Genomic DNA, 8,672 nt, shown 5'->3' with positions numbered 1-8,672 from the left:
CTTCTTGGGCACGTTTAAGTAAATATTGTCCATATTGATTTTTTTTCAGTGGTTGTGCTAATCTTACTAAGTCATCAGCATTGATGTATCCCATCTCATGAGCTATCTCTTCTATACATGCAACTTTCAGACCCTGACGCTTTTCAACTGTTTGGATAAACATACTTGCTTCTAGAAGACTTTCATGTGTTCCAGTATCTAACCAAGCATAGCCTCGTCCCATTAACTTCACACGTAACCTTTTTTCTTTCAAATAAGCTTGATTAAGTGTCGTGATTTCTAACTCACCTCTATCACTCGGTCTAACATTTTTTGCTTTTTGTACTACATCATTTGGATAAAAGTAGAGTCCAACTACAGCGTAATTACTTTTAGGCTCTTGTGGTTTTTCATCTATGGAAATCACTTCACCACTTTCATTGAACTCAGCAACACCATAACGTTCTGGATCACTTACATAGTAGCCATATATAGTCGCTTTTTGCTTCTCTTTTGCATTTTTTACACTCTTAGCTAAAAGCTCAGTAAGTCCATGACCATAAAAAATATTATCTCCTAGTACAAGACACACATCATCATTGCCAATAAACTCTTCGCCAAGTATAAATGCTTGTGCAAGTCCATCAGGAGAGGGTTGGACTTTATATGAGAAGTTCATACCGATATCACTGCCATCACCTAAAAGCTTTTCAAAATTTGGTAAGTCATGCGGTGTTGAGATGATTAAGACCTCTTTTATACCAGCCAACATTAGAACTGACAATGGATAATAAATCATTGGTTTATCATAGATAGGAACAAGTTGTTTACTTACACCTTTTGTAATTGGGTAGAGGCGTGTGCCGCTTCCCCCTGCTAGTATTATGCCTTTCATCTATTCTCCTCTTTCATTATTTTATTCAATTCTAATTTTGCGCCACTATCAGCAGGATTAATTTTCAACGACTTTAAAAAACATTTCTTGCTCTTTTTGAGTTCACCTTTCTTCCTAAAGCATACTCCTAATTGAGTAAATATAGCACTTTTATTCGCATTCAGCTTAATACCTATTTTGAACATTGATTCAGATAAAAGGTAATTCCTTATTTGCATATAAGCCAATCCCAAATAAAAATAAACTTCCCAATTTATTTTCCATTTCTCATCTCTTAATAATTCATTAAGATAGTCAATTGAAAGGTGAAATTTTCCATTTCTATATGACTCCAAAGCTTTTTGAAACAATTTTGAACCATTGCAAGAAGTATTTAACTTGAAACTATGCATATTATTCTTCAGGAGGAAAAGAGAATCATTAAGATTTATTTCAGATTCTACAAAGAGCAAAGATACTATTTCATTATAGCTTTTATCAACTATTTCCAATGCTTCCTTTTCAGAAGAAAGTCTAAAAAGATGACTTAAAAATGAATATGCTTTCAAAGAGGGGTGACCTTGACCATCTAGAGTAAATTCTTGTATCCTATTTTGAATATCTATTAAATTTATTGCATTCTCATAACGTGTATATAAGTCTGATAGATTCCAGACAGGATGTCTATATTCCCCTTCCTCATTCATATATTTTTTATTTTTTATATTCATTGCTTCTCGATAATTCAAACACCAAAAAATAAATTTTATTTTTCCCTTGAATATTTTTTCATATTCATCAAGCACTTGCAATCCATGATTGTAAAGTTTTTTATCATTTTCTTTACTTATATATTCATTATGAGGATGGGTATATCCATCTATAAAAAGCTCTGGAAAATCTTCATATTTTTCAAATATATTATTTCCAAACCTAAAATCTGGTACAAAAAGATATATCATATCTACTTTATCAGCATTCTTCTTTATAGAATTAAACATCCTTTTACAAAACAATGATTCTCCTGCTGCATAATAAATATATTGCATGCTATCAGGTTGTGGAAACTGTTTCCAATTAATACGTTGCCACCATCTAGCGGTATGGCTTGGACCAGCTATTAAATATCTCATTTTTTTAAAATGTTTTTAATTGCATCACTAAAAAAAAGCACTGGCGAATCAAATAGTTTTTTCATTTTTCTATTACGAATATGCTTTTGAGATAAAGATGTTCTTTTTTCAATATTTTCAATTGGAACTGTGTTCTGTTTTGAAACTATGCGCTGCTGATATTGAGTTAAAAAACTTTGATCACTATCATATAGTATGAAATAGTTTTTCATATTATTTTCTTCTTTGAGAAAATAATGTGTAAAATCTCTATTGTTTAATGTTAAATAAGCATTATTTAATCTAATCTGCCGCAATAAATACTCAACAAAAAAGTTTTGTTCAAAAACATATTCTTTAGGTAAAAGATAGTTATACAACATAACATTTGCTATCTTACCAATATTTATATAATATTCTTTTAAATTAATAGTTCCATCTACAAGTTGTGTTAGAGTAGGTAAGCTATTTATACTATATGCACCATCACCCATAGTAACAACCACTTTTTTCAATAAAAGTGCTTCAAACCCAACAGAACTATTTACTGTAACTACAGCTGTCATTTTATTAAGCAAGGATAAATAATCTCTTTTATTATCTATATCATCAACCCAAAATACATTTTTTAAATCACTACAATAGTCTTCACATGTTTTATGCCCAAGTTCTGTTAACTTTCTAGATTTTGCACCAGGATGTGGTTTAATAAAACATCTATAACCTTTGTTAATTAATGGAGGTAATACTTCCTCTAAAAATTCTAACATATTTGCATATTTAGAAAACATCAATATATTGGAGTCATCATCTAACTGCATTGGTATTAAAATATTCTTTAATGGATTTTTATAGATTTCTTCTATAAAAGATGTCTTTAAAACATTGTGTTTTCCATCTTTACCTTTATTTCCTGCTAAATTAAATGGTAAATTTTCTATGATTTCATCAATATCACAATCAGGTAAAAGTTTTATATCTAACTTTCTAGTTATAGCATTTCCATTAACTCCCAAAAAGTCCATATACACAGACTCAAAAAAAGGAATTCTCGTACATCCAAGCTCCATTGAAATACTTTGTACATTATGATCTAATGCGAATTTTTTAACTGCACCATTTGTACTCCAATATATAATTACATCAAAATCAAATACATTATTTTTAACCCTGCTAAGTATGTCATTATAAAATTTCGACACTTCTCCCTCACCATGCATTAGTTCTTTCCATATTGCAATAGATTGTTGATTCCAATCATCATAAAAGTAAGACAAAGAATCATTTTCTTTTGAAGTCAATCCAATAAAAGCCTTTCTAATTTTTGGAAATTCTTTCATTAAAGGAGCATAATGCCTTGAGGTCATTATTCTCATATCAAGTAAAGTTTTCTTTTTATTAAATTGAGTATGCACGTACTTGTCTTGTAGCATTTTACATACTTCTTTGCCTATCCAACTAAAAGATTCATAACGTTCTCTAATGGGATGTGGTTCTAAATAAAAAAGTACCTTCATTATATTTCCTCGACTATATTAATAAATTTATTTGTTTGATGCAGTGACATACATTTTTCTTGAGCATATTGTTTTACTTCTAATGATTTCTTCTTATAAAATTCTTCATCATTGTAAAGTTTATCAATATAATAGTTCCATTTCTCTTCATCTTTGGCAATGAAAACTGCATCATCAAATCTTTCAAAATCTGGTAGAGAAGAAACAATAGAAGGAATACCAAGTATTGCTGATTCAAAAAATTTTAGACCTGATTTACATTTATTAAATATATTATCTTCTAATGGTGCAATATTGAGCCAACTTTTAGTAATTAATTGAGGCAAGTTTTGGTATTCAACATAGCGAAGATGTCTTACCTTGTCATTTAAAAGGTCTTTATTAAATTCAAGTGGACCGACTAACATTAAATGTAAATCTTTTTTGCTCGCTAACTGTTTCGCCATAATATTTTCTACAATTTCAAAGTCATGATCATGACTTTTTGTTCCAGAAAGATAACTCATTGTCTTAAAACTAGATGTATTTGGAACGAAATTTAAATTAGCCCTATTTAACCATGATTGCGATAGACCGTTATGAATCACTTTTACATTCGCTTTTCTATTTAAATGTAAAATCACATCTTTCAATGGAGTCGTTGAAACGGTAAAGTTTTTAAACAATTTCATTGCTTTAAAATTATTTTTAAAAATTTTTAAAGTTTTCTTTTTATCCGCTCTCCCTGTTTTATACAAAGACGACTGCAACGCGTACTCTGGAGCAAAGATTAGATCATCATAATCTGCATAATACTGTTTTTTGTACCTGTCCATGACTGCAAGTGCTATCTCCAACTTCTCATCATATGGTGGTCTATGAAATATAAAGACATCATAATTTTTAATCATAGCAATTTGAAAGTCGTGAAAAGAAACAACATCGGCAAGATGTCCTAAAGTTTCTAGGTCCTCTGCTGGGTTGTAACATCTATATCTAACGGATGGGTCTAAATAAGGTCGTTCTAATCGTCCTGTGGTACTGATATATAAAAACTTAATCATTATATATTCCTCTAATCAATTCTTGAAACTCATCTAATTTAACCATATTACTCCCATCACTCAAAGCCTCACTAGGTTCAGGATGAACTTCAAAAAAGAAACCATCAACCCCAACAGCTGCTGCTGCCTTGGCAATATAAGGTGCATAATGAGGATTACCGCCACTTGTTGCTCCACCACCCGGTCTTTGCGTAGAATGTGTAACATCCATTACTACTGGATAGCCAAACTCTTTCATATCCACTATTTGTGTAATATCTACAACTAACCGTCCTAATCCAAGAAGTGTACCCCTTTCAGTCAACATTATTTTACTGTTTCCAGCATCTTTTACTTTTTGAGCAGGATAAAACATGTCTTTTCCATCTAAAAACTGTGCTTTTTTGATGTTGATTATCTTGTTAGTTTTTGCAGCTGCTACCAACAAGTCTGTTTGTCTACATAAAAATGCAGGAATCTGTAAGATATCTGCAACTTCACTTACGGGTTGTGCTTGAGAAGGTTCATGGATGTCAGTAACTATGGGAAGTTCAAACTCCATTTTTACCTTCTCTAAGATACGCAATCCCTCTTCTAGCCCAGGACCTCTAAAACTACTCAGCGAAGTTCTATTTGCCTTATCAAATGAAGACTTAAACACATAAGTAATCCCTAACTCTTCACTCATCTTTTTCACCTCTTCTGCTACTTGCATCACAAGTGCTTCGCTCTCTATGGCACAAGGCCCTGCAAGAAGAAATCTTCCTTGCTTTAGTTTTTCATATAGTTCATCATTTGTTAACATCTCTTTCCTTTTTGTCTAGTTTTCGTAGTGTTTTATAAAGTTCTTCTTTTGTTGGAAGTGTCTCTTTTAGTTGTTTTGGTAATGTAGCATTTGTAGTGTAGGTTGAGACACCCATAGGCTGTGTTGTATTTAATAAAGAGTACTCTACTTCTAAACTCTCTTTATCGCTACAAAGTATAATCCCAATAGATGGATTTTCATGTGGCATTTTTACAGTATCATTGAGAAGATTCAAGTAAAAGTTCATTTTACCTGCGTACTCTGGTTTGAATTTTCCTAGCTTTAGCTCTATGGCAACTAAGGCATTTAACTTTCTGTGAAAGAAGAGTAAATCTATAAAGTATTCGTTTTCATTAAGTGTTAGTTTGTATTGGTTATCTATAAAACTAAACCCATATCCAAGTTCAAGTAAAAACTTTTTGATGTTTTCCACCAAAGTGCTTTCAACTTCTCTTTCATGTACGCCATCAGAAATACTAAGGAACGCTAAGTTGTATTCACTTTTTACTATGTCAGTAGCTAGTTCTGAAAGTTCATTTTCTAAAGTGGTCTCAAAATTATTTAGTTTCTTTCTCTTGTCATCTCTATTAAAACGATTTGTTTGTATATGATGAGTAAGTACATTTCTATTCCATCCAAATTCAATAGTATTTCTTATGTAGTATTCTTTTTGCTCTGTATCTTTACATTTTGTAAATATAACAATATTTGAACCCCAAGGAATTTCTCCAACAAGCTGTTGGAGATTTGAGTTGTCTTTATAAGCGTTGTAAAATTGTCTCATATACCAAAGATTTTGAGAAGAGTAGCCATTCTTCTTACCAAACTCATCAGTTAAGTCTTTAGACATCTTCTCAACAACCGATTTTCCCCAGCCTTGTAGTTCTTGACTTAAAACAATCTCTCTACCTATCTCAAAATAAAGCTCTATCATCAATCTATTTGCAGAGATAATTGCCTTTGACTTCGCACTATAAATCTTCTGTTTTAAAGAGACTATAAAATCTTTATACTCGTTAGTTAGTAGCATCTACTGCCCTTGCCAATTGTTGGGTTATTATACTTTCTAGCAGGTCTTGTGCATCTAAAATCATGTCAGCAAAATCTCTTAAAGCACCTTCTCCACCTTTTGAAGGTGTCACATAGTCTACATTTTCTTTCATGTAAGACCTTGCATCTTGTGGTGTTGCACCAAGACCACATCTACTTAAAATACCTAAGTCAATGATGTCATCACCTATGTAGGCTATCTGTTCATCTTTTAGGCTGTAGTTCTCTTTTATCTTTTCATATTGCACCAATTTATCTGAACTTCCATGATAATGAAAATCAAGTTTCAACTCTTCACATCGATTTTTAACGACCTGCGAGTCTCGACCAGTGATAGCACCCACAACAAAACCAGCTTTTTTGAGATGTGAAATAATCTGTCCATCTTTAACATTAAAACGTTTTATCTCCATTCCAGCATTATCGTAAATAATACCACCATCCGTCAGAACACCATCCACATCAAACACAATAGCTTTAATAAGTTTTGCTTTTTGTTTTAATGACATTGTATAATCTTTCTTACTTTTTCTAAATCTTCTAGAACATCAACACCTATCGGATGATAATCACTCTCTATCATTTTAATCTTATAGCCATTTTCTAAAACTCTTAACTGCTCTAATTTCTCTAATTTCTCCAGATAAGTAGACTCCAGAGTAGCGTATGTTTTAAGAAACTCTTTTTTATATCCATAAATTCCTATATGCTTGTAAAACTTTAGTTGTTCTGGAATAGTTGTATGATGTTTAAGAAGCGCTTCCCATTCATCTCTATGATGAGGGATAATTGATCTTGAAAAATAAAGTGCATTTGAGTTTTTATCTACCACCACTTTTACAGAGTTAGGAGATTTTAATTCGGAAGTTGTTTTTATCTTGTGCATAGCACTTACCATTATGCTATCTTGAGACTCTAAAATATCAGCCATTTGTGTAATAAGCATCGGGTCTATCAAAGGTTCGTCCCCTTGAACATTGATAATATTGTCACACTCTATATATTTTGAAGCCTCTGCTAGTCTATCGGTACCAGATTCATGTGAGTCGTCTGTCATGATGATGTTGTCTGTAAACTTTAGACATGCCTCTTTGACTTCTAAAGAATCGGTAGCTATATATACATCTTCTATTGTTTCAGCTTTTTTGGATGCTTCATATACATGTTGAACCATAGGTTTTGCACAAATATCTAACAATACTTTGCCTGGTAGTCTTGATGAATTCAGCCTTGCTGGTATAACAACTACACTCTTCAAAAGATACTCCCTGTATCAAATAGTTGCACAACACCGACCAATTTTTCATCATCATCCACTACCAACAATTCTTTTATCTTATTTTCTATCATATATGCTTCCGCATCGACAGCCATTTTATTCTCATGAATTGTTTTGGGGTTTTTTGTCATCATCTCTTGAGCCGACAAGTCAAATCTGATTTTATCTGTTTCTTGTAAAGTTCTTCGCAAATCTCCATCTGTTATGATCCCTTTAATAAGCCCATCATCCACAACAATACACAAGCCAAGCTTTCCTCTTGTAATTGTTGTAATAACATCTTGAAAATCACTCTTTAAGTCAACAGTTGGTAAATCTTTCGATGTCATTATATCTTTTAAATTTGTCAAAAGTTTCTTACCTAAACTTCCACCAGGATGATACATAGCAAAGTTTTCTGGTTTAAAATTTCGTTTTTTCATTAAAGCAGCTGCCAATGCATCCCCCATCGCTAAGCTAACTGTAGTCGATGACATAGGTGCCAGTTGTAAAGGACAGGCTTCCTTTTCAATACTTATATTTAAAAAATAATCTGATTCTCTTGCTAAAGTAGACTTTTCATCTCCGGCCATTCCTATCAGCGTGATACCTCTTTTTTTCACAAATGGTATGATTTTAACAATTTCTTCGCTTTCACCGGAATTAGAAATAGCAAGTAGAATATCATTTTGAGTAAGCATACCCAAATCACCATGAAATGCTTCAGCAGGATGCATAAAAAAGCTAGGTGTTCCTGTACTTGCCAGCGTTGCTGCAATCTTAGCTCCAATGTGACCTGATTTACCCATTCCACTTATAACTAAACGACCCTTAGATTGTAAAATCAATTCTACTGTTTGAGTAAAATTATCATCCAACTTTTCGCATAGTCCTTTTATTGCCTCTGCTTCTAGTTCAAAAACTTCTTTAGCTATTTTAATAACATTCATTAATAGTATTTCCTTACATATGCTTTTACAGAATATCAATTTTTTAGAAATTATACACCATTAGCTATTAACAAAAACTTTTAAGTTTATATTTATTAAGATATT

Annotated in this window: 9 protein-coding genes; all 9 read right to left on the bottom strand. The window is 32.1% G+C overall.

What is annotated here, in order from left to right; all coding sequences use genetic code 11:
• Positions 1-874: glucose-1-phosphate thymidylyltransferase RfbA (gene rfbA / locus MV052_RS09660; RefSeq protein WP_297443803.1), on the bottom strand; the 874-nt coding region annotated here is incomplete at its 3' end.
• Positions 871-1,986, bottom strand: a complete 1,116-nt coding sequence (locus tag MV052_RS09655; protein ID WP_297443801.1) for a hypothetical protein — start codon at positions 1,984-1,986, stop codon at positions 871-873. The genes rfbA and MV052_RS09655, both read right to left, overlap by 4 nt.
• Positions 1,983-3,482: a hypothetical protein gene (locus MV052_RS09650; RefSeq protein WP_297443799.1), complete on the bottom strand. Its 1,500-nt coding sequence runs from the start codon at positions 3,480-3,482 to the stop codon at positions 1,983-1,985. The genes MV052_RS09655 and MV052_RS09650 overlap by 4 nt, the downstream gene beginning before the upstream one ends.
• A complete protein-coding gene (locus MV052_RS09645; RefSeq protein ID WP_297443797.1) occupies positions 3,482-4,525 on the bottom strand; it encodes a hypothetical protein in 1,044 nt (347 codons plus the stop codon). Before MV052_RS09645 ends, MV052_RS09650 begins: the two co-directional genes overlap by 1 nt.
• Entirely contained in the window at positions 4,518-5,309 is a 792-nt protein-coding gene (gene kdsA / locus MV052_RS09640; protein ID WP_297443795.1) for a 3-deoxy-8-phosphooctulonate synthase, read from the bottom strand. Before kdsA ends, MV052_RS09645 begins: the two co-directional genes overlap by 8 nt.
• Positions 5,296-6,339: a PDDEXK nuclease domain-containing protein gene (locus MV052_RS09635; protein ID WP_297443793.1), complete on the bottom strand. Its 1,044-nt coding sequence runs from the start codon at positions 6,337-6,339 to the stop codon at positions 5,296-5,298. Before MV052_RS09635 ends, kdsA begins: the two co-directional genes overlap by 14 nt.
• The gene (locus MV052_RS09630) at positions 6,326-6,868 is read right to left on the bottom strand and encodes an HAD hydrolase family protein (RefSeq protein ID WP_297443791.1); all 543 of its coding nucleotides are present in this window, start codon (positions 6,866-6,868) and stop codon (positions 6,326-6,328) included. Before MV052_RS09630 ends, MV052_RS09635 begins: the two co-directional genes overlap by 14 nt.
• Entirely contained in the window at positions 6,859-7,617 is a 759-nt protein-coding gene (gene kdsB / locus MV052_RS09625) for a 3-deoxy-manno-octulosonate cytidylyltransferase (protein ID WP_297443789.1), read from the bottom strand. Before kdsB ends, MV052_RS09630 begins: the two co-directional genes overlap by 10 nt.
• The gene (locus MV052_RS09620; RefSeq protein WP_297443787.1) at positions 7,614-8,567 is read right to left on the bottom strand and encodes a KpsF/GutQ family sugar-phosphate isomerase; all 954 of its coding nucleotides are present in this window, start codon (positions 8,565-8,567) and stop codon (positions 7,614-7,616) included. Before MV052_RS09620 ends, kdsB begins: the two co-directional genes overlap by 4 nt.
• Positions 8,568-8,672 lie beyond the last annotated feature (105 nt).

The organism is Sulfurimonas sp. (assembly GCF_026988655.1).
Classification (GTDB): domain Bacteria; phylum Campylobacterota; class Campylobacteria; order Campylobacterales; family Sulfurimonadaceae; genus Sulfurimonas.
The sequence above is the reverse complement of the archived record's forward strand: the minus strand, read 5'-3'. Positions and strand labels throughout refer to the sequence as shown.